This window comes from Glaciihabitans sp. INWT7, assembly GCF_014217685.1.
GTDB lineage: Bacteria > Actinomycetota > Actinomycetes > Actinomycetales > Microbacteriaceae > Lacisediminihabitans.
On record NZ_CP043653.1, the window covers coordinates 1,906,745 to 1,930,511 of the forward strand.

General features: G+C 66.6%; 21 protein-coding genes. 8 read left to right on the forward strand and 13 right to left on the reverse strand.

The window, feature by feature from the left end; all coding sequences use genetic code 11:
* Nucleotides 1–2: 2 nt before the first annotated feature.
* Entirely contained in the window at nucleotides 3–731 is a 729-nt protein-coding gene (locus F1C58_RS09250; RefSeq protein WP_185200840.1) for an alpha/beta fold hydrolase, read from the forward strand.
* 139 nt (nucleotides 732–870) lie between these two features.
* A complete protein-coding gene (gene rpsT, locus F1C58_RS09255; protein ID WP_185200841.1) occupies nucleotides 871–1,131 on the forward strand; it encodes a 30S ribosomal protein S20 in 261 nt (86 codons plus the stop codon).
* Between the two features lie 96 nt (nucleotides 1,132–1,227).
* Here rpsT and holA read toward each other — a convergent pair whose 3' ends face one another.
* From holA to F1C58_RS09280, 5 genes are all read right to left on the reverse strand, one after another.
* The gene (gene holA, locus F1C58_RS09260; protein ID WP_370543638.1) at nucleotides 1,228–2,214 is read right to left on the reverse strand and encodes a DNA polymerase III subunit delta; all 987 of its coding nucleotides are present in this window, start codon (nucleotides 2,212–2,214) and stop codon (nucleotides 1,228–1,230) included.
* A 156-nt stretch (nucleotides 2,215–2,370) separates the two neighbouring features.
* Nucleotides 2,371–4,722 carry a ComEC/Rec2 family competence protein gene (locus F1C58_RS09265; RefSeq protein WP_185200843.1) on the reverse strand — a complete coding sequence of 784 codons (2,352 nt, stop codon included), beginning with the start codon at nucleotides 4,720–4,722 and terminating at the stop codon, nucleotides 2,371–2,373.
* Nucleotides 4,723–4,795: 73 nt separating this feature from the next.
* Nucleotides 4,796–5,416, reverse strand: coding sequence for a helix-hairpin-helix domain-containing protein (locus tag F1C58_RS09270; RefSeq protein WP_185200844.1), 621 nt, complete (start codon nucleotides 5,414–5,416; stop codon nucleotides 4,796–4,798).
* Nucleotides 5,417–5,517: 101 nt separating this feature from the next.
* Nucleotides 5,518–8,115 (reverse strand): leucine--tRNA ligase, encoded by a 2,598-nt coding sequence (leuS, locus tag F1C58_RS09275; protein ID WP_255461051.1) that lies wholly within the window; start codon nucleotides 8,113–8,115, stop codon nucleotides 5,518–5,520.
* 186 nt (nucleotides 8,116–8,301) lie between these two features.
* The gene (locus tag F1C58_RS09280) at nucleotides 8,302–9,657 is read right to left on the reverse strand and encodes an anthranilate synthase component I family protein (RefSeq protein WP_185200845.1); all 1,356 of its coding nucleotides are present in this window, start codon (nucleotides 9,655–9,657) and stop codon (nucleotides 8,302–8,304) included.
* An 11-nt stretch (nucleotides 9,658–9,668) separates the two neighbouring features.
* Between F1C58_RS09280 and F1C58_RS09285 the strand changes: the two genes are divergently transcribed.
* Nucleotides 9,669–10,445, forward strand: a complete 777-nt coding sequence (locus tag F1C58_RS09285; protein ID WP_185200846.1) for an aminotransferase class IV — start codon at nucleotides 9,669–9,671, stop codon at nucleotides 10,443–10,445.
* Nucleotides 10,446–10,486: 41 nt separating this feature from the next.
* The gene (locus F1C58_RS09290; protein ID WP_185200847.1) at nucleotides 10,487–11,158 is read left to right on the forward strand and encodes a DedA family protein; all 672 of its coding nucleotides are present in this window, start codon (nucleotides 10,487–10,489) and stop codon (nucleotides 11,156–11,158) included.
* A gap of 32 nt (nucleotides 11,159–11,190) precedes the next feature.
* On the opposite strand, the gene F1C58_RS09295 is transcribed toward F1C58_RS09290, so the two are convergent.
* The 5 genes from F1C58_RS09295 to F1C58_RS09315 all read right to left on the reverse strand — a co-directional run bounded on the left by F1C58_RS09295 (nucleotide 11,191) and on the right by F1C58_RS09315 (nucleotide 15,394).
* On the reverse strand, nucleotides 11,191–11,985 hold the full coding sequence (locus F1C58_RS09295) for an ABC transporter substrate-binding protein (RefSeq protein ID WP_370543639.1): 795 nt from the start codon (nucleotides 11,983–11,985) through the stop codon (nucleotides 11,191–11,193).
* A 159-nt stretch (nucleotides 11,986–12,144) separates the two neighbouring features.
* Entirely contained in the window at nucleotides 12,145–12,861 is a 717-nt protein-coding gene (locus F1C58_RS09300; RefSeq protein ID WP_185200849.1) for an ABC transporter permease, read from the reverse strand.
* On the reverse strand, nucleotides 12,858–13,547 hold the full coding sequence (locus F1C58_RS09305) for an ABC transporter permease (protein ID WP_185200850.1): 690 nt from the start codon (nucleotides 13,545–13,547) through the stop codon (nucleotides 12,858–12,860). The genes F1C58_RS09300 and F1C58_RS09305 overlap by 4 nt, the downstream gene beginning before the upstream one ends.
* Nucleotides 13,544–14,395, reverse strand: coding sequence for an ABC transporter ATP-binding protein (locus F1C58_RS09310; protein ID WP_185200851.1), 852 nt, complete (start codon nucleotides 14,393–14,395; stop codon nucleotides 13,544–13,546). The genes F1C58_RS09305 and F1C58_RS09310 overlap by 4 nt, the downstream gene beginning before the upstream one ends.
* A gap of 342 nt (nucleotides 14,396–14,737) precedes the next feature.
* Nucleotides 14,738–15,394 (reverse strand): TetR/AcrR family transcriptional regulator, encoded by a 657-nt coding sequence (locus tag F1C58_RS09315; protein WP_185200852.1) that lies wholly within the window; start codon nucleotides 15,392–15,394, stop codon nucleotides 14,738–14,740.
* A gap of 173 nt (nucleotides 15,395–15,567) precedes the next feature.
* Between F1C58_RS09315 and F1C58_RS09320 the strand changes: the two genes are divergently transcribed.
* Nucleotides 15,568–16,611: an App1 family protein gene (locus tag F1C58_RS09320; RefSeq protein WP_185200853.1), complete on the forward strand. Its 1,044-nt coding sequence runs from the start codon at nucleotides 15,568–15,570 to the stop codon at nucleotides 16,609–16,611.
* Nucleotides 16,612–16,729: 118 nt separating this feature from the next.
* Here the strand turns inward: F1C58_RS09320 and F1C58_RS09325 are convergent, their stop codons facing one another.
* On the reverse strand, nucleotides 16,730–18,097 hold the full coding sequence (locus tag F1C58_RS09325; RefSeq protein WP_185200854.1) for a glucose-6-phosphate dehydrogenase: 1,368 nt from the start codon (nucleotides 18,095–18,097) through the stop codon (nucleotides 16,730–16,732).
* A gap of 31 nt (nucleotides 18,098–18,128) precedes the next feature.
* Here F1C58_RS09325 and F1C58_RS09330 point away from each other — a divergent pair, with 31 nt between their 5' ends.
* Nucleotides 18,129–19,934 (forward strand): glycoside hydrolase family 15 protein, encoded by a 1,806-nt coding sequence (locus tag F1C58_RS09330; protein ID WP_185200855.1) that lies wholly within the window; start codon nucleotides 18,129–18,131, stop codon nucleotides 19,932–19,934.
* Here the strand turns inward: F1C58_RS09330 and F1C58_RS09335 are convergent.
* Nucleotides 19,931–20,674, reverse strand: a complete 744-nt coding sequence (locus tag F1C58_RS09335) for a dienelactone hydrolase family protein (protein WP_185200856.1) — start codon at nucleotides 20,672–20,674, stop codon at nucleotides 19,931–19,933. The two genes, F1C58_RS09330 and F1C58_RS09335, sit on opposite strands and share 4 nt — an antisense overlap.
* 60 nt (nucleotides 20,675–20,734) lie before the next feature.
* Complete coding sequence (locus F1C58_RS09340) at nucleotides 20,735–21,595, reverse strand: aldo/keto reductase (protein WP_185200857.1); 861 nt, start codon at nucleotides 21,593–21,595, stop codon at nucleotides 20,735–20,737.
* A 74-nt stretch (nucleotides 21,596–21,669) separates the two neighbouring features.
* Between F1C58_RS09340 and F1C58_RS09345 the strand changes: the two genes are divergently transcribed.
* Together F1C58_RS09345 and F1C58_RS09350 are read left to right on the forward strand one after the other, a co-directional pair.
* On the forward strand, nucleotides 21,670–23,112 hold the full coding sequence (locus tag F1C58_RS09345; RefSeq protein WP_185200858.1) for a HAMP domain-containing sensor histidine kinase: 1,443 nt from the start codon (nucleotides 21,670–21,672) through the stop codon (nucleotides 23,110–23,112).
* Complete coding sequence (locus tag F1C58_RS09350; protein WP_185200859.1) at nucleotides 23,109–23,765, forward strand: response regulator transcription factor; 657 nt, start codon at nucleotides 23,109–23,111, stop codon at nucleotides 23,763–23,765. Before F1C58_RS09345 ends, F1C58_RS09350 begins: the two co-directional genes overlap by 4 nt.
* Nucleotides 23,766–23,767: the final 2 nt, after the last annotated feature.

The window sequence follows — 23,767 nt, forward strand, 5'->3', positions numbered from 1 at the left end:
AAATGCCCACCCCCGTCGTGCTCGTCCACGGCCTCCGCGGCTCGAGCGCCGAGTGGTCGGTGCTGCGCGACATCCTCGAGGCTCACGGACACGAGGTAGTGGCGGTGGATCTTCCCGGCCACGGCACCCGCATCGGCGAACCATTCTCCATCGGCGAGTCCCTGGTGACAGTCGCGGATGCCGCGCGCTCCCTCGGCACCGTACCGGTGTTCGTCGTCGGCCGGGGTCTCGGCGGTCATCTCGCAGTGGAGTGCGGCTCCCTGATCGACACCGTCGGCGGTGTCGTCGCCATCGGCTGCGGCACCCAGGCGCTCAGCTGGGTTCTCGACAGCTACCGCATCGCCTCGACCACGACCCACCACATGCTTCCCGACAGCGGCGCGGCGATGAGCAGCGCGGCATCCTCCACCTTCGTTCGTGCCGGATCCTCGGGCGGTGTCGCCCCCTCCGAGCACTTCGCCGATACCCTCCGCCAGCTCGACGCGCTCGACACCGGTGCCGCACTCTCGCGGCTTCAGGTGCCGGTGTGGTTGCTCAACGGTCAGTTCGACCGGTTCCGGATGCAGGAGCGCGCCTTCCTGTCCGCCGCGGCCGATCGCCGGCTCGTACGCCAGCGCGGGGTGCGCCTCGCCGCCCGTTTTCGCCGCCCGATGGACACCGCCCGCCTGCTGCTGGGAATCCTCGATGGGCGCCACCCGACACGCTCCCGCGCCGCGTTGCCGGATCGCTGACGCACTGGTATCGTTGATGGTTGGCTTGCGCGAGACATTTGGTACCCGAATGGTTTCGCGAATCGCAGCCCGGATCCCTCAGCACTGGAACCGGTTCGCGGCTGCCCTCAACCGTTCGAACCACAGAGAAAGTTAGACATTGGCAAACATCAAGTCGCAGATCAAGCGCATCGGAACCAACAAGAAGTCCCAGGACCGCAACAAGGCCGTGAAGAGCGAGGTCAAGACCGCCGTGCGTACCGCGCGTGAGGCCATCGTCGCCGGCGACGCCGCCAAGGCCGCCACGGCACTCGCGCTCGCGTCGAAGAAGCTCGACAAGGCCGCAAGCAAGGGCGTCATCCACAAGAACCAGGCTGCGAACCGCAAGTCGGCCATCGCCAAGCAGGTCGCCGCACTCTAAGCGTCTTCGTCCGGACCTTTTCGTCCGGGCCTTTTCGTCCGCGCGTTTTCGTCAGGAGCCCGTCACCGTTCGCGGTGGCGGGCTTTTGCGTGCCCGTTAGGAGGTGCCGCGGGTGCTGATCACGCCGACCAGACGCTCGAGCACGAAGACCGGATCGCGACCGGCACCCTTGATCGCGGCATCCGTCTCTGCGAGCAGTTCGATGCACCGGCCGAGGCCGCGGTCGTCCCACCCCTGCAGGTCGCGACGGGCGCGATCGACCTGCCAGGGCGCGAGTCCGAACTGCTGGGCGAGCTGGCCAGATGCTCCGCGCGCGCCGGAGATCTTCGCCATGGTGCGCAACTTGCTTGCGAAGGCGGCGAGGATCGGCACCGGGTCGGCTCCGGAGGCCAGCGCGTGGCGCAGCAGGATGAGGGCGTCGCCGCGGCGGCCCGCGATCGCGACATCCGCGACCCGGAAGGCATTGGTCTCGACCCTGCCCGAGTAGTACTTCTCGACGGTGACCTCGGTGATCTCCTCGCTCGCGTCGGCCATCAGTTGCTGGCACGCGGCCGCGAGCTCGGCGAGGTCATCGGAGAAGGCACCGGTGAGCGCGCGGAGGGCACCGCTCGTGATGCGGCGGTTCTCGATCGCAAACTCCGCCGCGGCGAAATCGAGCTTCTCGGAGTCTTTCTTGAGCTCGGTGCAGACGATCTCGATGCCGTTGCCGAGCCCGCCGCGGATGGCGTCGAGCAACTTCTTGCCCCGCACTCCGCCGGCGTGCCGCAGCACGACATAGGTGTCGTCGGCCGGTGATTCCAGATACTGGATGGTCTCGGCGATGAAGGCATCCGTGCACTTCTCGACGCCGGTGATCCGGATCATGCGCGGCTCGCCGAACAGCGAAGGACTGGCCATGGTGATGAGCTCACCCGGCCCGTACGCATCGGCTTCGAGGTCGCTGATCTCGAGGCTCGGGTCTTCTGCCCTGAGGATCTCGCGCAACAGGCGGATGGCGCGTTCGGCCAGAAAATCCTCTGTGCCCGAGACGAGCACAACATTCGCCGGTCGCACGCGGTCCCAACCCAGCTGGGGAATCGACACCGCCGTCTTCCCTGCTGGGGATGCGGATCTCGGTGCTGCCCTGCCTGCCACTGCGCTCCCCGAATCTCTTCGCCCTGAAGGGCTGTCGGCCCCAGTTTATTGCGACCCCACTGACGATCGGACCGACGGGCAGCAGGCGGAGGCCTGAGCGGTAATCTAGTGAGAGTTCGCCTTCCCCTCCGGCATCGAATGCTCAGTCCACACGATCACACCCCCTCCCGGAGCCGGCGCCAGCAGCGCCATCCCCTCGAGGTCCGTGCGGGTCGGAAGGGTGCGGCTGTCGGCGAGGAAGCCGAGCAATCGGTCGGTCGGGTGCCCGTAGCCGTTGGCGAGGCCGACTCCGATCACTCCGACCGTCGCGTGCAGCGCCGCGTAGAGCTTCGGGTTCTGATCGCCAGAACCGTGGTGCGCCACCTTCACGACATCCACTGGACCGATGCGATTGGCCGCCATCATCAGGGCCTGTGGTCGCTCGCCGAGGTCGCCGAGAAAGAGGGACGAGAGGCATCCCGACGTGCACTCCCCGACTCCGGTGAACCGCAGTGTCACGCTCGCGTCGTTGCCGGGTGCGACCGAGCCGAGCCGCGCCCGTGGCCACAAGACCTCCCACCCGAGCTCGCCCAGCCGGCCCGTGAGCCCCTGGCTCACCTGGCTGACGGCGGCACCGCGCTGCGCGAGTTGCGCGCCGATGCCCGATGCCGGCGATCCGTCGCTCGGGCCGGTCATCGCCCGGGTGACGCGACCGAATACGGCGGAGGTTCCGCCCACATGATCCAGGTCCCAATGGCTGAGCAGCAGAAGGTCGATGTGGGAGATGCCGAGATCATCGAGGCACCGCCGCAACAGCTTCGGATCGCGACCCGTGTCGACGAGAGCGATGTGCCCCTGGCTGCGAACGAGCACAGCATCGCCCTGGCCGACATCGCAGGCCGCGATCTGCCAGTTGTCGGGTTTCGAGAGACGCCCCCTGAGGGAGTCCCCCGCGGCGACGCCTCCCACCACCACGACGACGAGGGCGAGCGCGATCGAGGCGAACCTGTGCCACCGAGGACCCGGCGGCGCGAGCATGACCACGAGGAGCAAGGCTGTGATGAGTGCGATGGAGGCGACCCCGGGAGCACCCTGCACCCAGGGAAGCGACCCTCCCGGCAGGCCACTGAAGAACGTGGCGACGGAGGCGATCCAGGCCGCTGGCAGCCAGGCGATCGCCGCGACGAGGTTGCCGACGGCGGGCAGCACCGGAAGCAGCACACAAGCGATCAGACCGAGCACGGTGGCAACCGGAGCGGCGGGTTCCGCGAGCACGTTGGCGAAGACTCCGTAGGTGGGAATGCTCGGGTTGAGCAGGATGAGCACCGGTTGACAGGCCAATTGTGCGGCGAGCGGGATGGAGAGCACCGCCGCGAGCCAGAGCGGGACCCAACGGGACATCAGTCTCGTGAGCGGTGCGGAGAGGGTCAGCAGCCCCCCGGTGGCGAGCACAGAGAGGATGAAGCCGTAGCTGTGGGAGAGCCAGGGATCCGTCGCCAGCAGGACGAGACTGGCCAGCGCCAGGATGGGGATGCCGCGAACCGGACGCCCCCGGGCGAGTGCCGCGAGCACCAGAGCCGCCATCACCGCGGCCCGCAGCACGCTCGGCTCGGGGGTGACCAGCACCACGAAGCCCAGGAGGATGGCCACCGACAGGCCGATCCGCCAGGCCCGCGGGAGACCGATCGCCGCACCGCCGAGCATGACCAGAGCGATCACGACGGCACAATTGGCACCGGAGACGGCAGTCAAATGGCTGAGAGAGGTCGCCTTCATCGCGCCGTCGAGCGTTGTGCCGACGGCGCTGGTGTCCCCGATGGCAAGGCCCGGGAGCAGGTCTCCGCCGTTGCCCGGGAGCGTTGCCGCCGCCTGCCTGAACCCGGTGCGAAGACCATTCGCCCAGTCGAGGTACCAGGGCGGGGCGGACTCCAGGCGCAGCCCCCGATCGGCGAAGAAGCGGAACGCGACCTGGTCCGTCGGCTCGGCTGTCGATAGGGTACCCGCGAGACTCACGGTCGCTCCGATGCCGATCGGATCGGGCGGCGGAATCGCGAAGACGGTGGCCGGGCTATCGACCGACAACATGCGGCCGGCGATTGTCACCGAATTCACCGTGGCGGAGAACATCGCCCTACCCGCGACACCCTGGCCATCCGGCGGCACCGTTTCGGTGACCACCGCCCTCGCGGTGACGAAGCGACCGGCCTGGGCCGCCTCGATCAGCGCCTCCGGCGATCGATCCGGGGCCCTGGTCGCCGCGACGCTGGTGAGCAGAGCGCTGGCCGCAAGCGCGAGGACCAGGCCGACGAGCACGGCGCGAAAGCGCCCGCGCGCGGCAAGAGACGCCAGCAGGGTCAGGGAGGTGGCGACCCAGAAGAGGATCGCCGCGCCAGGGAGCAACTGCGGTGTCGCGACAAGCACCCCGACCGCTACCCAGGCGACCACCGTCGGCACCGCGAGTCGCAGGTCGACGTTCACAGCATCACGACCTTCACCGCGTCACGACGTTCACAGCATCACGACCTTCACCGTGTCACGACCTTCACCGCAGTCACAGCGTCACGAGGTCCTTCAGCGAGTCGAAGGTCTTCTGGCCGACACCGGTCACGCTCATCAGGTCTTCGAGAGCGGTGAACCTGCCGTTCTTAGCGCGCCAATCGAGGATGCGTTTCGCCATGGCGGGTCCCACCCGGGGAAGGGTCTCGAGCGCCGCCTCATCCGCGGTGTTGATATTGACCTTGCCGCCAGCGGAAGGCGCTCCCGGAGTGATGACGGGGGTTTCGCCGACGGCAGGCACGAGGATCTGCTCGCCATCGACGATCGGTCGCGCCAGGTTGAGCCCGGCCTGTTCGGCAGCCGGGGTGAACCCGCCGGCGGCCGCGATCGCATCGACGGCACGGTCCCCGTCGCGCAGAAGGTAGAGCCCCGGTTTCGCGACCGCCCCGAGGATGTGCACGTAGATGGTCACACCACCCGCGGCGGACCGTGGCGGGCCGCTGCCGCCGGGCGTCGATGGAGCGCTGGGCGGGAGCGACTGCGTAGCCCCGCCAGGGCCCACCGCGCTCACAAGCACCGCGATGCCCAGGCCCACGAGAACCAGCACGATGGCCGCCCCCACCCCCACCCGCGCACGAACGGGTCGGCGCACGGCGAGGGCAGCAGGCGGATCCATGACCGAAGGCTAGGAAATACCCGCCCGCGAACTCACCGTGGCGGTCGGGGATGGGGACAATCGGGCCGCCGTTCCTCCGGCAGAGGACTGGAGCCGTAGCGTCAGGGTCTGGTGGCGATGTTCACGATGCGCGGAGCGCGGACGATCACGTTGACGACAGTGCGATCACCGACGGCGCGCACGACGCCGGCGGAGGCGAGTGCGAGCTTCTCGAGCTCGGCGGGATCGATCTTGGGGCTGACATCCGCCTTGTCACGCACCTTGCCGTCGACCTGGAACACCGCCGTCACGGAGGTCTCCACGAGCAGGGTCTTGTCGGCCTTGCGCCAGCCGAAGAGCGCGACGGGCGGCGGGTAACCGAGCTGCTCCCACATCTCCTCCGCGGTGTACGGCGCGAAGAGCGAGAGCCCGAGGGCGACGGTCTCCGTGGCCTCGCGCACCGCGGCATCCGCTCCCCCGGCTCCGCTGTCGATGACCTTGCGGGTCGCATTGACGAGTTCCATGAGACGGGCGACGACGACATTGAACTTGAATGACTCGATGAGGCCGGGCGCTTCGGCGAGGAAGTGGTGGGTGACCCGGCGCAGGGCCTGGTCGCCGGTGCGCCACTCGATCTCGGGAGCGCTCGTGACATCCTGCGCGAGGCGCCAGGCGCGGGCGAGGAATTTCGCCGAACCGGCCGGCGACACGTCTTCCCAGTTGATGTCGTCTTCCGGAGGACCGGCGAACACCATGGTCAGCCGGATCGCGTCGACACCGTGGGCCGCGATCTCGTCGCCGAGGTTCACTCCCCCGCGGCTCTTCGACATCTTCGAGCCTCCGGAGAGCACCATCCCCTGGTTGAGGAGGGCGCTGAACGGCTCGGTGAAGCTCACGTAACCGAGGTCGAAGAGCACCTTCGTGATGAAACGCGCGTAGAGCAAATGCAGGATCGCGTGCTCGACGCCCCCGATGTACTGGTCGACCGGAGCCCACTTGTCGGCCTCCTTCGGATCGAAGGCACGGATGTCGTCCTGCGGGCTGAGGAAGCGCAAGAAGTACCATGAGCTGTCGACGAAGGTGTCCATTGTGTCGGGATCGCGACGCACGGCCCTTCCGTCGGGCAGGGTGGCGTTCACCCAGTCCTCGGCCGCACCGAGAGGAGAGACCCCCTTCGGCTGCAGGTCGAGACCCTCGGTCGATGGCAGACGCACGGGCAGCTGGTCCTCTGGCACCGGCACGAGCTCGCCGTCCTCCGTGTGGAAGATCGGGATGGGGGTGCCCCAGAACCGCTGGCGGGAGATGAGCCAGTCGCGCAGGCGGTAGTTCTTCGATGAGCGACCGTTTCCCGCGGCATCCAGCTGCTCGGTGATGCGCTTGATCGCGTTGGACTTGCTCAGCCCGTTGAGGGAGCCGGAGTTGAGCATGCGCCCCTCGCCGGTGAGCGCGATGCCGGTGTGGGCGGGATCGAGCGGCGGCAGGTCGTCGGGCAGCTCGGCCTCACCGGTCTCCGGGTTGATCGGCAACACCGGGATCGCGCCGGTGACGGGCTGGTTGGTGTCGACCACCACCCGCACGGGCAGGTCGAACTTGCGGGCGAAGTCCAGGTCGCGCTGGTCGTGGGCCGGAACGGCCATGACCGCACCGTGCCCGTAGTCGGCGAGCACGTAGTCAGCGGCCCAGATCGGGATGCGTTCGCCATTGATCGGATTCACCGCGAAGCGATCGAGGAAGACGCCGGTCTTCTCCCGGCTGGCATCCTGCCGCTCGATCTCTGTGGTCTTCTGCACCTGGACGAGGTAGTCGGTGAAGCTTTCGCGCACGGCATCCGTCGACCCGGATACGAGCTCCGCCGCCAGGTCGGAGTCCGGCGCGACGACCATGAAGGTGACGCCGTACAGAGTGTCGGGACGGGTAGTGAAGACGGTGATCTTCTCCTCACGGCCCTCGATCACGAAGTCGACGTCCGCGCCCTTGGACCGGCCGATCCAGTTGCGTTGCATCGCGAGCACCTTTGGCGGCCACGATCCCTCGAGCTGGTTGAGGTCGTCGAGCAGTCGGTCGGCATAGTCGGTGATCTTGAAGTACCACTGCGTGAGCTTCTTCTTCACGACGACGGCGCCGGAGCGGTCTGAGGTGCCGTCGGGCAGCACCTGCTCGTTCGCGAGCACGGTCTGGTCCACCGGGTCCCAGTTGACCCAGGAATCCTTGCGGTAGGCCAGGCCCTTCTCATACATCTTGAGGAACAGCCACTGGTTCCACTTGTAGTACTCGGGATCGCTGGTCGCGATCTCCCGGTCCCAGTCCACCGAGGTGGCGTACTGCTTCATCGACTCCGACTGCTGGGCGATGTTGGCGTAGGTCCACTCGCGCGGGTCGACCCCCCGCTTGATCGCGGCGTTCTCCGCGGGAAGGCCGAAGGAATCCCAGCCGATGGGATGCAGCACGTTGAAGCCCTGCTGGCGCCAATAGCGCGCGAGCACGTCCGCGAGAGCGAAGGCCTCGGCATGTCCCATGTGCAGGTCCCCCGACGGATACGAGAACATGTCGAGGATGTATTTGCGCGGACGCTTGTCGTCGGGATCGTCGGTACGGAACGACTTCAGTTCGTCCCAGCGCGGCATCCACTTCGCTTGGAGCGCAGCGGCGTCGTAGCGGGGACCGTGATCTGCGGAGCGGTCTTCTGCAGTCGGGTCTGCTGCAGTGCGGTCTTCTGCCACGAAAGTCTCAATTCATTGAATTCACCAGAGGCGGCCGGATTTAGCCACGGCCGTGTCCAAGGGTACCGAACCCAGCCGTACGCGACCGCATCCCCCCGACGGAGGCTTCCCGGCATGCATGACCGCGGCGATCCGGGCGACGGTGGAGGGGCCCGCCGCGCCGGCGCGGCGCCGATCCACTGCGGGTCACGCCGAAGGCACGCCCAGTGCCGCGAGCAGAGCCGCCGCCTTGAGCTTCACCTCGGCGAGTTCTTCCGCGGGCACCGACAGCGCCGTAATACCACCGCCGGATCCGACGGTCGCGCCCTCGGTATCCAGCAGGATGCTGCGGATCACCATCGCCAGTTCGACCCGGCCATCGAGCCCGAAGTAGCCGAAGGCGCCAGCATAGGCCCCGCGCGCGCGGTGTTCGAGGCGGTCGAGGATCGTGACCGCGCTGTGTTTCGGGGCACCGGTCATGGAGCCCGCGGGGAAGCACGCCACCACGGCGTCGATCGCATTCAACCCCGGTGCGAGACGGCCGCGCACCGTACTCACCAACTGGTGGACGTGAGCGTAGGTCTCCACCGCCAGCAGCCGCGGAACACTCACCGAACCGATCTCACTCACCCGGGCGATGTCGTTGCGCATCAGGTCGACGATCATCAGGTTCTCTGCCCGTTCCTTGTCGCTCGCCAGCAGTTCCGCCACGAGTGCCGCGTCGGACGCCGCCGTCTCGCCGCGACGACGAGTGCCCTTGATCGGATGGGACTCGATGGTGCCGTCCGGTGCCACGGAGAGGAACAGCTCTGGCGAGGAGCTCAGCAGCGAGACATCCCCCGCGCGGAAGAAGGCGCCGTGATGGCTGGGATTTGCGGCCCTCAGGGCGAGGTAGGTCTCGAACGGATCGGGCGTGACCGCCACCCTCGCCTCGGTCGTGAGGCACAACTGGTAGGCATCGCCGGCGTCGATGGCGGCCTGGCAGGCCTCGATCATCCCCAGGTAGTCCTCGTCGGTATCCGCCCACACGACCTCTGCCCCTGGCGGCTCACCGATGCCCCCAGCGCCGGCCGGAGCCTCGCTCAGGCCGCCAACGGCAGCGAGCAAATTCTCGACGGCGACCCGCTCGAGCCCCAGCACCGTAACGGTGCCCGACGAATGGTCGAAGGCGATCGCGGAGTCCACGAAGACCAGCGAGGCATCCGCGTATCGCGACTGGTGAGCGGATGCCGCGCCCATAGTCTGCGCGGCCAGGCCGTAACCGAGCCATCCCACCCAGCCGAGCCGGAAACCGGTCGAGGGAGGCAGTTCATGCAGAGCGAGATCTTCCCGCAGCACATCGAAAACCTCGCCCTCGATCGTCTCGCCCGCGATTGTCACCGTGCCATCGGCGACAGAGGCCGTGAGCGAGCGCGAGCCGAACCCCACATAGCTCATGCCTTCCGTGGCATGTATCCCGGAGTCCAACCAGACCACCGACGCACGATCGGCGAAGAGTGCGCGGGCGAGTTCGGCAGGGTCGCTCCAACCGGGCAGCGGTGACTCGTAGACCCGGTGGCGCATAACCTAACTCTATGAGCGAGTCGACCGTCTACCGCTGGCACGAGGGTGCACTGCACCTCCTCGATTACTGCGATATGACCGACACGAGTATCTCCGCCGCGGATTCCTGGTTGGTCACCGACGGCTCTTCACTCGCCCTCGACTTGCACCGGCACCGATTCTTCGAGGCGGCAGCGGGACTACTCGACGATCTCGATGCCTTCTGGCACGCCTCCATCACCGCGATTCCGCGCTCCGGCGACTGGTTCCCTCGGTTCGAGGTGCAGGTACGCGGCGGCGCTCCACTCGCGGTTTTCCGGCTGCGCAGCGCCCCACAGCTCCTCCGGTCGGTGAGGCTCGCGAGTCATCCGGGGGCGGATCCGAGAACCGTGCCGGGCACGAAAGGTCCCGACACCGCGGTTTTGCTGCGCATTCGCACGGAAGCCCAGGCGATCGGTGCGGACGAGGCCGTGATCCTGTCTGCCGATGGATTCGTTGTCGAGGGTGCCTACAGCGCGATTCTCTGGTGGCGTGGGGACGTGCTGTGCGCCCCCTCGCCGGAGCTCGACCGCGTGGACAGCGTCACGGCCCGGTCGATCATCACCCTCGCCACCGCGCTGGGCATCGAGGTCTACTACGAGTCGATAGAGCCGTATGAACTGGACGGATGCGAGATCTGGGCGGTGAGCGCCCTGCACGGTATCCGCATCGTCACTTCGTGGATCGACGGACCTGCGCCGGCCGAGCTGCCCGGCCGCCTCGCAATCTGGCGCGCCCGACTCGAGCGCCTTCGACGCCCCCTCCCCTAGCGCCGCACGGAATCGCATTTCGGCTGGCTAAGCTCTCGACCGTGAACGACATCCTCAGCTGGATTCTCGACACGGTTCGCAACGTCGACCCCGTGCTTCGAATCCTGATCGCGGGTGTCGGGATGCTGCTGGAGACCTCGATCCTGGTGGGGCTGATCGTGCCAGGGGACACTATCGTGCTCGTATCGGCCACTGGCATCGCCGATTGGCCGCAGTACGTGGCGCTTCTCGCCGCCGTGATCGTGGGTTCGCTCACCGGGGAGAGTGTCGGCTTCGCGCTCGGTCGCTTCTTCGGGCCACGCATCCAGGCCTCCCGGATCGGTCGGCGGCTCGGTGAGCGCAATTGGCTCAGAGCGGAGACCTACCTCGACCGGCGCGGGGGCATCGCGGTATTCATCTCCCGATTCCTGCCCGTGCTGCACGCGCTCATCCCCCTCACCGTCGGGATGAGCACGATGAGCTATCGCAAGTTCCTGGCTTGGACGGCGCCGGCCTGCATCCTCTGGGCCGGCGCATATGTCTCGGTGGGATGGCTCGCCGCGGGGTCCTATCGCCAGCTGGCCACCCAGTTGCACTTCGCGGGCTACCTCTTCGCCGGCATCATCGCGGTGTTCCTCGTGATCGTGCTGATCGTGAAGAAGGTCGTCACTCGGGCCGAGGCCAGGCACATGCTGCGCGAGGAACCCCAGAACGACGAAGTGCCCGAGCCGTAGCCCGGGCACTTCGAGTGATCACGCGGTCGCTGCTACTTGAGCAGTCCGGCGTCGGTTAGCCACGCCTTCGCGATGACCGGTGCAGACTTCTGGTCGGTGACGCTTTCGGAGTTGAGGCTCACGAGGTCGGACTGCGAGAGCTTGGCACTCACCTTGTTCAGGATGTCCGCCGCCTTCGTGTTGACCTTCTTGGAGACGATCGGGGCGATGTTGTCCGGGAAGAACAGGTTGTCAGGATCCTTGAGCACGACCAGATTGTCGGTCTTGATCAGCGGGCTCGCGGTGTAGATATTGGCGAGCTGGATCTTGTTGTCCTGAAGCGCCTTCACCGTGAGCGGTCCGCCGCCGTCTTCGATCGCGGTGAGCCCGGCGGTGGTGACGCCGTACTTGGCCTTCAGTGCATCGGGACCGTAGGGACGGGTCGCGAGCTCGGAGTTGCCTCCGACCAGGATGGGCTCGGTCACGTTCTTCAACGAGGCGATATCGGTGAGGTTGTACTTCTGGGCGAACGCCGAGGTGACGGTCCACGAGTTCTGATCGGCCGCCTCGGCCTTGTCGAGCACGCGGAGGCCGGTCGGAAGCACCGACGCGAGGTCCTTCGCCACGTCATCCGCAGAACCTCCGGCTGCGGTCTTGTTCAGTGCCTGGTCGAGACTGCCGATGTATTCGGGAAAGACATCGATCTTCCCGGATTCGAGTTCGGGCAGGTAGACCTCGCGCTGGCCGATCTTGAACTGGCGATCGACAGTGAATCCGCCGTTTTCGAGCGCCTGGGCGTAGATCTCGGCGACGATCTCGTTGGAGTAGTAGTCCTGCGATCCGACCACGAGGGTCGTCTTCGATCCCGAACCCGAGCCCCCGGAGATGGGGTTACTCGACGCACACCCTGAAAGGGCTATTGCTGCCCCAACCACGACTGCGCCAAGTGCGACGAGCCGGCCTCTTCTTGCTGTGAACATGTGATTGTTTCCTTAATGTGAGGGGGATTAACCCAGTGCCGCGCGAGATCGGGTCGACTTCACGCGGACGTCTTGAGGTCGTCCGGCCGTGACCCCTGCAGGGATGACGAGCCTCTGGACGATGCTGAACAGCACTTCGGAGAGGATGGCGAGCAGGATCACGAGAATCGATCCCGCCAGCATCTGGGGATAGTCGTTGGTCTTGAGCCCCAGGAAGATGTAATGACCAAGACCGCCGCCGCCCACGTAATCCGCGAGCGTTGCGGTGGCGATCACCTGGAGTGACGCGGTCCGCAATCCGCCGATCAACAGTGGCAGCCCGAGCGGCATCTCCACGCGCCCCACGATCTGCAACTCGGTCATACCTACAGCTCTCGCGGCATCGATGGCTCGTCGGTCCACGGCCTCGAATCCCGAATAGGCACCGGCGAGGATCGAGGGGATGGCCAGCACGACGAGTGCGACGAAAGGGCCGATGAGTCCGACGTTCATGATCAGCGCGATGAGGCTCAGCAGTCCGAGGGTGGGAAGAGCTCGTGTCGCGCCGGATACTCCGATCGCGAGCGACCGACCCCGGCCGGTGTGACCGATGACGTAGCCGAGCGGGATCGCGATCACCGAAGCAACGCCGAGAACCCCGAGGCTGATGAGGAGATGCTGGCCCACCCGGGTGCCGATTCCATTGACGCCGACATAGTGGGCCGGATCCAACACCCAGAGGATGCCCTGCACGAAGAGATTCATGCGGTGACCGCCTCCCTCGATCGGCGCCGATCCCGGCGCGGCACCCGCCCGGAGGTGACCGCGACCCAGGGCATCAGCACCCGGCCGAGCAGCACGAGGAGCCCATCGACGCCGAGCGCGATGACGATGGTGAGCACGATCCCGGTGAGGATCTCGACGGCGATGCCACGCTGGATCCCGTCGGTGAAGAGTGCCCCGAGGCTGCTGATGCCGATCACTGCTCCGACCGTCGTGAGGCTGATCGTGCTCACGGCGACGACACGGATGCCGGCGAGCAGCACGGGACCGGCGAGTGGAAGCTCCACCCTGAAGAATTGCGACCTTGCCGAGAACCCGACGGCGGTGGCCGACTGCCGGATGTCCGGATCCACCGAGCCGAGACCGTCGGCTGTGGTGCGCACCATGAGGGCGATGCCATACAGGGTGAGCGCGACGACGAGGTTGACCGGGTCCCTCAGCCCGGTGCCGATGATCAAGGGAAGGATGATGAACAGCGGGAGCGACGGGATGGCGTAGAGCAGGCCGAGCACGGTCAGGAGCGTCCCGCGGCTCCAGCGGTAGCGATTCGCGACCCAGCCAATCGGCACCGAGATCACGAAACTCAGGATAATCGGCGGGATGGCGATCAGGAGGTGGGCCACCACGAGCTGACCGATCAGCTCGCCGTTGTTGAGCAGCCAGTTCACCGCGCTGCCCCGCCGGATTCGCTGACGGTCTCGGAATCAGGCACGAGCACTCCGGCGGCACGTCCTGAGGCATCCACCAGGATGTCTCCGCTTGGCGTGCTTCGGATGCTCAGCTCGCGCTTTCCCTTATCCCCTCCGATGAAGCTGGCGACGAATTCGTTCGCGGGCGCCGAGAGGATCTCGGTCGGCGTGCCGACCTGGGCGATGCGACCGCCCTTCTCGAGGATCACGACCTGGTCGCCGAGCAGGAACGCCTCGTCGATGTCGTGCGTGACGAAAACCACGGTCTTGTCGAGCTCCCGCTGAAGGCGAAGCAACTCGGTCTGCAGCTCGGCACGCACGATCGGGTCCACGGCACCGAAGGGCTCGTCCATGAGCAGGATGTTGGGATCGGCCGCGAGCCCTCGGGCCACCCCGACGCGCTGCTGCTGACCGCCGGAGAGCTGGCTCGGATAGCGATCGGCCAAGGCGCGGTCGAGACCGACCGTGTCGAGCAGGCGCAGTGCATCCTCCCGCGCCTGTTTCTTGGGCACCCGGTTCAGCACCGGCACCGTCGCGACGTTGTCGACCACTTTGAGATGCGGAAGCAGGCCGGAGTTCTGCATCACGTAGCCGATGCGACGGCGAAGTGCCACCGGCTCCAACTTCGAGGTGTCGTCACCATCGATCTCGATGACGCCGGACGTGGGGTCGACCATGCGATTGATCATGCGAAGGAGTGTGGTCTTGCCGGATCCGGAAGAACCGACGAACACCGTCGTCTTGCGCGATGGCAACACCAGGCTGAAGTCTTCGACCGCGACCGTGCCATCGGGGAACTGTTTTGTGACGTTGCGGAACTCGATCATGGGGGCGGCTCATTCCTCGTGGGCTACACGAATCGACACTTGCCGGACTTTTCTAGCTAAACACTATTCCCGGCCACCGTCACTTTCGGTTGCCGCAGATTACGAATCGCTGACAGTGCGGGACGCTCAGCACTCGCAGAAATGGCCGGATTTCACGGTGAACCGAACCGTACGCCCCGACCGAGTCGCCGCCTAGGCCAGGTCGGGATCTGTGCAGGAGCCTGTCAGGAACTCTCGGGCGCACGGCGACGACAGGTTCGTCGCTGCGGCGCCGGGTGAAGCCGCCTCGTGTTCGCGACGTGACGCGACGCGAAACGCCGCGACGCTGCGCCTAATTCGGATTTACGCCTTATCCGGATCCCCGTAGAAGCCCGTCAGGTAGGCCTTCGAGATGGTCGTCGCTTCGTCGACGAGGGTGGAGTCACCCTTGGAGTCGTAGGTGAAGGCGCGGGACAACAGTGAATCGGCGACGACGATGACGACCTCGAGGCGGTGAGCGAGTTCCTCGATCGGGAGCCCGAAGCGCTCGGAGAGTGCCTTCGCCGCTTCGGCGGCGACAACGGTGCTTCCGGACTGGGCAGAGAGCGCCGGACGCACGTCCAGCACATCGCCCAGCCGGAGCGAACGGAACCCGGGGGTGGAACGGAACGCCCCGGTCATCCCGTTGATGCAGGCGCTGATGGCATCCCACCAGGTGGCATGGGCCGGATCGAGGATGGTGGTGCGGGTGCCATCGACGAAACCGCCGAGCGATCGCGCGCTGAGGCTCTGGAGTACGACGATGCGATCGGGGAAGTAGCGGTAGACGGTGCCGATAGAGGCTCCGGCACGCTCGGCTACCATCGCCGTGGTGAGGCGCTCGTAGCCGATCTCGTCGATGATCGCCGCTGCGGCATCGAGGAGGCTCGCGAGCCTCGCCGTACTGCGCGCCTGGACCGGCTCATTGCGCAACAGGGCGCTGCCATCCGAGGCGACTTCCGTGGGGTTTTGATCGGCCAATGCAACTCCTCGATTTATGTCAATCGGAATACTATCGCGCCCCCGAGACGGGGGCGCGAGTTTCTTGCGATTAATTCACGAACTGTGAGATTTCCCAGAAATGACGCTTCTGTGTACTACTCCAACCGTTCTGTGGACGGTATCGCTCGCCATAGTCGTGAAAGACTTGCCCCATGGCCAGGATCCCGAAAACGTCAGCCACAGCGGCAGGAGCAGAGCCGATCCTTCACCTGGCAGCGCGGGCAGAGGACACCGTGCACGAGCTCAGAGAGAAGTGGGCTCGCCGTCGCGGACACCTCCCCACCATCGTCCCCTACGCCGGATACGGCGCTCCGGGCTGGGCAAGGGTGTTGTGCCGGGTGCTGCTCACCAAGCCGACCGCCGGCACAGACCCCCGGTACAAGAAGATCCGCGGATGGCGCAGTTTCACGAGCGTTCCGGTGAACGACATCGTGGTCACCATTGGCATCGGAGACGTGGAACAGCGCGTGGAGGCCGACCGCGGAGGAGTCGTCGACACGGTGCTCGAGGTCGACCTTGCCCCGGGCTGGCACACGATCACCCTCGGCACCGACGAGACCGACACCGTGGAGGCCTCGGTATTCATCGTGGACCCCGCGGTGACCGTGGGAATCATCTCCGACGTGGATGACACGGTCATGGTGACCGCTCTGCCCCGTCCGTTCCTCGCCGCCTGGAACACCTTCGTGCTCGACGAGCACGCGCGGCGACCGGTGCCGGGCATGGCCGTCCTCTACGAGCGACTGACGCGTTCGCATCCGGGAATCCCCGTCTTCTACCTCTCCACCGGAGCCTGGAATGTGGCACCGACCCTCACCCGCTTCCTCTCGCGGAATCTCTATCCGACCGGCCCGCTGTTGCTCACCGACTGGGGTCCGACCCATGACCGCTGGTTCCGCAGTGGACGAAACCACAAGGTCGACACCCTCAAGAGACTCTCCCGGGAGTTCCCGGACGTGCGCTGGTTGCTGGTCGGAGACGATGGGCAGCACGACGAAGAGATCTACAGCCAGTTCGCCGACAGTCATCCGCACAGTGTCGAGGCTGTGGCGATCCGCCAGCTCTCGAACAGTGAGGCTGTCCTCGCGGGAGGCCGAAGCAAGTCCGAGGCCCATTCCAATGAGTCCGCACCCTGGGTCTACGCCCCGGACGGGGCAGGGCTCGCCGAACTCCTCTCCGACTCTGGAGTTTTCTGACGCCGGGTGTGGTGACACCGACCTGCGGGGCCTGTGGCTCGTGGTGGGGCATCCGTCCCTCCGCGACGAGGCCTAACCTCGGTTTTCAGTTGCATCCCTCCCGCTGGGTGCAGGCTCGCTACCTCCAGGCGGTCGGCCCGGCAGATCCGGCCCGGTAGTTGTCGATCGGCACCTCGCCTTTGCGCCAGGCCGAGACGATCGGCGCGACGATGCGCCAGCATTCCTCAACCGCATCCGCTCGCACCGACAGGGTGACATCGTCGGACAGAATGCCGTGGAGCACCTCGCCGTAGGGACCGAGCTCCCCCTTCGCGAACTCCACATCGAGGCTCACGCGGTCGAGGGTGAACGGGTCGTCTTCGCCGTTGATGTTCAGGTCGAGCTCGATGCTGTCCGGGGTCAGCGAGATGGTGAGTCGCGCGGGCCCCGGATTGCCCGTGAAGCCGTAGGGGCGGTGTGGCACGTCCTTGAAGGTCACCACGATCTGCTGGCGCTTGTCGGCGATGGCCTTGCCGGACCGCAGTCGGAACGGCACGCCCGCCCAGCGCCAGTTCTCGATCCCCACCGTGACCTCCGCGAGGGTCTCGGTGTCGAGTTCCGGATGCACGCCGTCCTCCTTCACGTACGCGGGGAGCTTTCGACCGTCGATCGTGCCGGCGGTGTAGCGGGCACGGCGCCCGGCGGCCACCGGATCGCCCTTCCAGGCATGGGTGGCACGCAACACCTGTGCCATCGACCCGCGGAGGTCTTCGGCGTCGAGACTCGACGGCGGTTCCATGGCGGCGAGCGCCATAACGAGCAGCAGGTGGCTCTGGATCATGTCCACGAGGGCACCGGCCTTGTCGTAGTACCCGGCCCGGCCTTCGAGGGCGAGGGTCTCGTCGAAGACGATATCGACCCTCTCGATGTGCTCGGCGCTCCAGACCTGTTCGAAGATGCGGTTGGCGAAACGGAGGCCGAGGAGGTTGAGCACCGTCGACTTCCCGAGGAAGTGATCGACCCGATGGATGTGCTTCTCCGGCAGCAGCTTCACGAGCTGCCGGTTGAGCGCCTGGGCGCTGCGCAGGTCCGTGCCGAAGGGCTTCTCCAGCCCAAGAACGGTGCCCTTCGGCAGCCCGATTTTCTCGAGGGCGGCGATCGAGAGGATCGTCACGTGCGGAGGGAGCGCGAAATAGAGCGCGGGAGTGCCGGTTGCCGCAGCGAGAATGCGCGTCAGGTCCGCCGGCTTCGTCACGTCGGCCTGCAGGTAGACCGAATTCTTGGCCACAGCAGCCGCCCGGGTGCTCGCGGAGCCCCCGGCGGCGAAGGATTCGACGACCCGCGCTCGCCACTCCGCATCCGTCATCGGATCGAAACCCACACCGATCAGGTGCAGGTCGTAGCCGCGCGAGCTGGCGAGCAGCTGGCCGAGGCCGGGGAGCAACAACCTCTTGGTGAGGTCTCCACCCGCTCCGAATATGACGAGAGTTCCGATGTGGTCAGCCATGACCACAGGCTACCTCTGCAAGACTGAGGGGATGGCTCTGCGCATCGAGGACTACGCCCTGATCGGCGACTGCCACACCGCCGGACTGGTCGGACGGGACGGGAGCATCGACTGGCTCTGTTTCCCCCGCTTCGACTCCCCCTCCACTTTCGGGGCTCTGCTCGGGAACAAGGACCACGGTCGGTGGCTCCTCGCCCCTGCCGGCGAGGTGCTCGAGACCTCGCGACGGTACCGCGACGACACGTTCATTCTCGTGACCCGATGGGTGACGGCGGATGGCGAAGTCGAGGTCACCGACTTCATGCCGCACGGTGACCGGCGTGCCGATGTGATCCGTCGCGTCACGGGCATCAGGGGCAGCGTGCCGATGATGATGGACCTGCGCTTCCGGTTCAACTACTCCGATGCCCTGCCCTGGGTGCGTCAGGCTCCGGACGAGCACGGCTACGGACTCGTGGCGGTGGCCGGTCCGGATGCCGTCATCATGCGGGGACCCGAGCTGAGGGCATCCGACCACACTCACGTCGCGGAGTTCACCGTCTCGGAGGGCGAGACCGTGGATGCCTCGATGACCTGGTATCCCTCGCATCGTGAGCCGCCCGCCCGCGTGGTCGTCGACGACCGTCTGGCCGACACCACCCTCTGGTGGCAGGACTGGGCATCCCACTGCATCGCCTCGCCCGTGTACCACGACCAGGTGCACCGCTCGCTACTCGTTCTTCGTGCGCTCACCCACGAGGACACCGGGGGGATCGTGGCGGCGGCAACGACCAGCCTGCCCGAATCCTTCGGCGGCAGCCGCAACTGGGACTACCGCTATGTCTGGCTGCGCGACGCGTCTCTCACCCTCAACGTGCTGCTCGGGCACGGATTCCGCGAAGAGGCGAAATCCTGGCGTGGGTGGCTGCTCCGGGCCGTCGCAGGAGACCCGGGCGACGTGCAGATCATGTACGGGCTGGCCGGCGAGCGTCGACTCACGGAGTGGGAGGTCGACAGCCTTCCCGGCTATGACGGCGCATCCCCGGTGAGGGCAGGCAACGATGCCTGGAGGCAATACCAGGGCGACGTGTTCGGCGAGGTCATGATCGCGCTGCAATCGGCCCGTGAACTCGGCTTGGCAGAAGACGAGTTCTCCTGGCCACTGCAGCGGGCTCTGATGACCTACGTGGAAGAGAACTGGCGGCGACCGGACAACGGCATCTGGGAGATCCGCGGACCGCAACGGGATTTCGTCTCCTCCCGCGCGATGATCTGGGCGGCATTCGACTGCGCCATCCGGGCGGTCACCGAATTCGGTCTCGACGGCCCGGTGGAGCGCTGGATCCGGCTGCGCGACGAGGTGCACGCCGAGATCGAGTCGCGGGGATTCGATGAGTCCCGCAACACCTACACCCAGCACTACGGCAGCACAGGAGTGGATGCCTCGCTGTTGCTGCTGTCCCAAGTGGGGTACGTCGCCGCCGACGACCCGCGGATGCTCGGCACTGTTGCCGCCATCGAGGAGGAGCTGCTCCACGACGGACTGCTGATGCGGTACCGCACGGAATCCGGGGTCGACGGACTGCCCGCGGGCGAGCATCCGTTCCTCGCTTGTTCGTTCTGGCTGGTCGAGCAGTACGCCCGCAGCGGCCGGGTCTCCGATGCGCGCACCCTGATGGATCGCCTGGTGAGCTTCTGCAACGATCTCGGGCTGCTCAGCGAGGAGTACGACGTCGCGGGGTCGCGCCAGGTGGGAAACACCCCGCAGGCACTCTCCCACCTCGCGCTGGTGCGTGCGGCCGATGCCATCGCCGAGGCGAGCGCTGAGGCCACACCGAGCAGCAGGGCCGGAGCCTAGCTCTTCTTCGCGAGATGCTCGCCGAAGAACGCGTCGATTCGCGTCCACGCGTCGGCAGCAGCCTCCGGGTTCGGACCCGCCCCGAGAATGCGCTTCATGATGAAGCGGAGTGCGGGTGGTCCGCTCTCTTCGTCGTTGAGGAATGAGTGCCCCGCCTCGGGATACTCCTTCACATCGTGGTCGATTCCGAGCCGGGTGAGCGAGTCCTCGAGCTGCTGGGCCGCACCCTTCAGCGAATTGTCCTTACCGCCGTAGCTGCCGATGATCGGGCAGGCGCCGACGAGTGACTCGTCGAGGGGTTTGTGCAGCCGGCCGTAGTTGGCCGAAGCGGCCCCGAAGCCGAGGCTGGCGGCGGCGAGCGCGAAGCCACCGCCCATGCAGAATCCGATGATGCCGACCTCGCCCGTGCACTCCTCGCGCGCGATGAGCAACTGCCTGGCCGACTCGATGTCGGCGAAGGAGCGGCCGCTGCCGGCGCTGAGCTCACGGAAGGTCTGGTTCAGGCACTTGCGAGCCCCGCCCTCGGTGAAGAGATCGGGCATCAACGCGATGTACCCGGCCCGGGCGAAGCGCTCGGCCTGGCGTCGCATCACGTCGTTGATGCCGAAGGCCTCATGCACCAGCACGACTCCCGGCCACGGTCCTTCTCCAGCGGGCAGGACCAACTCCCCGGTGAGCCCGGCGCTCGCCCCGGCGAGACCGGGGATGTCGATGGTGTGGACTGCGCTGGTCTCGGGCATTGCTCTCCTGTGTGGTGCTCGGGCGGGATGTTGGTCGGACGGCTGAAGGCGGGGCGGTGCTCAGACCGCTGCTGTCAGCTCCGTGAACTCATCATCGGTCAATTCGAGAGCCGCTGCCGCCACATTGTCCGCGAGATGATCGAGGCTCGACGTGCCGGGGATCGGCAGAAGCACCGGCGAGCGCTTGAGCAGCCAGGCGAGAGCGAGCTGGGAGGGCGAGGCGCCGTGCTTCTGTGCCAGTGCATCGAGCGGGCCGCCCGACTGAGCGAGCTTGCCGGTGGCCAGCGGGAACCACGGGATGAAGGCGATGTCGTTGGCGGTCGCGAACTCCAGCAGCGGCTCGGCATCGCGATGGGCCAGGTTGAACAGGTTCTGCACCGAGACGATGGTCGCGAGCTCCTGCGCGGCCACCAGCTCGTCGACACTCACCTCCGACAATCCGAGGTGCCGGATCTTGCCCTCGGCCTGAAGTGCCACGAGCTCCCCCAGTTGGTCCTCGAGAGCGACCGTCGGGTCGATCCGGTGCAGCTGGAGCAGATCGATGCGCTCGAGGCCCAGGTGGCGCAGGCTCAGCTCCACCTGCTGGCGCAGGTATTCCGGCCGCCCCACCGGAATCCACTGGTTCGGGCCCTGGCGCGTGAAGCCGACCTTGGTGGCGATCACCAGATCATCGGCATAGGGATGCAGCGCCTCCTTGATCAGCAGGTCGGCGACCTCCGGGCCGTAGGCATCCGCAGTGTCGATCAGCGTCACCCCGAGCTCGACGGCCCGGCGCAAGACCTTCACCGCGTTCTGCGGATCGCGCGACTCTCCCCACACGCCGGCCCCGGGCAACTGCATCACCCCGTATCCGAGTCGGTTGACCGTGAGGTCACCGCCGAGGGCGAAAGTTCCGGATGCGGACGCGAGAGTAGAAGTCATTATCGTCACGGTACGCGCGTGAGACCTCTCTCATCTTGGAAGTAGCTGGGTAAGGTCTCCTCGATAATGAGGGGATGACCCGCCGCCGCACCATCACCGTGTCGGTGCGCGTGCGCATCCTCGCCGCGATGCTCGTGGTGGCCGCCGCCGGAATGACGGTGGCCGGGGGCACGGCCTTTCTGGTTCAACGGCAGCGTGTGCTCGCCCAGGTCGATACGCGACTCGAAGACACGGCAAGTCGACTCCGCACGATCGCCGCAGACAAGGAGTACGCGAGCATCCGAGAGCTGCTGACCGCAGCGATCCAGCAGATCACCCCCGACACCAACGAGGGCATTCTGGGGATCATCGATGGCAAGCCGGCGGTAGTTCCCGGCAGCCAGGTCGGTGTGTCTCTGGAGAACCAGACGGCGTTCATCACACGGATCAACCGGGAGACTCGACCCGGGGCGGTGGTTCTCGGCACAGATGTGGGCCCGCGCGGCGCCTTGCGCTACCTCGCTGTGCCGGTGCGGGCGAGTGGCGACGGCGCCACCGGCGTCTACGTGGCCGCCTATAGCATCGACGCGGAACTGCTGCCGATCGCCGGCGGCTTCCAGACCTTCCTTCTGGTGGCGGCCGCTGCGCTGGTCGCGGTCGGTCTCGTCGGATGGTTCGTGGCCGGCCGACTGCTGAAGCCGCTGCGATTCCTGCGCGACACGGCGCGACGCATCACCGGATCAGACCTGGTCGAACGCATCCCGGTGGCGGGCGGGGACGACGTCTCTGAACTCACTGTGACCGTCAACGAGATGCTCGACCGCCTTCAGACCTCGCTCGAAGGCCAGCGGCAGTTGCTCGACGATGTGGGTCACGAGCTCAAGACGCCGATCACGATCGTGCGCGGGCAACTTGAGCTGCTGGATGTCGGTGACGCTACGCAGGTGGCAGAGATCCGTACCCTGGTGATCGACGAGTTGGATCGCATGAATCTCCTCGTCGCGGACATCTCGCTCCTTGCCTCCGTTCAACGCCTGTCCGGAGTGACGATCGAGGCCACCGACGTGCGAAACCTCACCGAGACGGTGTACCGCAAACTGTCGGCGATCCCGGGGAGGGACTGGAGACTCATGGAGACTGCGGACGCGGTCGCCGAGCTCGATCCCGCTCGGATCACGCAGGCGTGGATTCAGCTCGCGTCCAATGCGAATCGTCATGGCACGCCCGGGCTACCGATCGAGATCGGCAGCAGGGTGGTCGAAGACCTCGGCGAGGAGTTCCTGGAACTCTGGGTGACCGATTTCGGACCGGGGATCGCCCCGGAGGCCCATGAGCGCATCTTCGAGCGATTCCGCCGCGAGGGAGAGGGCCGGGGTGAGAGTGGTGCGGGCCTCGGACTCGCCATCGTCACGACGATCCTCCACGCGCACCGCGGGGTGGTCCGCCTGGAGAGCGCGCCGGCGATCGGATCCACCTTCACCCTCGAGCTGCCGCTCGGACCGGCGCTGCCCGGCGAAACCTCGGAGGAACAGGAATGAGCGGGATTCTCATCGCCGAAGACGAGGAGCGCATCTCCTCGTTCATCGAAAAGGGCCTGAGGGCGGCGGGCTACACCTCGCACGTGGTGGCGAACGGCGGCGATGCTCTCGACTTCGCCTCGTCAGGGTCATTCGACCTCCTCGTGCTCGACATCGGGGTTCCCGGCCTCGACGGATTCGAGGTGCTGCGTCGACTCCGGTCTTCCGGCTCCAGCATTCCCGTCATCATCCTCACCGCGCGCGATTCCGGTGCCGACACGGTCGCGGCACTCGAGAGCGGGGCGAACGATTACATGTCGAAGCCGTTCCGGTTCGACGAATTGCTCGCGCGCATCCGACTCCGCGCGCAGGATGCCGTGCCAGCCGATCGATCGGTGCTCTCGCACGGCGACCTCAGCCTCGACACCCGCACCCGACGCGCGACCATCGGGTCGCGAACCGTGGATCTCTCCGCGCGCGAATTCGGTCTCGCCGAGGAGTTCCTGCGGCATCCCGACCAGGTTCTCAGCCGGGAGCAGTTGCTCAGCCGTGTGTGGGGATTCGACTTCGACCCCGGCTCGAATGTCGTGGACGTGTACGTGCGCTACCTCCGGGCCAAATTCGGTCCGGAGCGCATAGAAACGGTGCGCGGGATGGGCTACCGGTTGAGGTAGGG